Annotated in this window: 1 protein-coding gene; it reads left to right on the top strand. The window is 53.5% G+C overall.

Annotated elements, in window-relative coordinates:
• The coding region (locus ACIQ7T_RS13585) for a hypothetical protein (RefSeq protein WP_402870966.1) at positions 1–396 on the top strand (396 nt) is incomplete at both ends.

The raw sequence follows: 396 nt of genomic DNA, 5'->3' as shown, positions 1-396 counted from the left end.
GGTGACACTGGAGCTACTGGTTCTTCCGGAGTTACCGGTTCTACTGGAGCTACTGGTTCTACCGGGGCTACCGGGGCTACCGGGGCTACCGGGGCTACCGGGGCTACCGGGGCTACGGGAGCTACTGGCTCTACTGGTGACACTGGAGCTACCGGCTCTACTGGGGCTACTGGTTCTACTGGCGTTACCGGTGACACTGGAGCTACTGGTGTTACTGGTTCTACTGGTTCTACTGGTTCTACTGGTTCTACTGGTTCTACTGGTTCTACTGGTTCTACTGGTTCTACTGGTTCTACTGGTTCTACTGGTTCTACTGGTTCTACTGGTTCTACTGGTTCTACTGGTTCTACTGGTTCTACTGGTTCTACTGGTTCTACTGGTTCTACTGGTTCTACT

The organism is Lysinibacillus sp. NPDC096212 (assembly GCF_044763105.1).
GTDB lineage: Bacteria > Bacillota > Bacilli > Bacillales_A > Planococcaceae > Lysinibacillus.
This window is presented reverse-complemented; position numbering and strand designations above follow the sequence as displayed.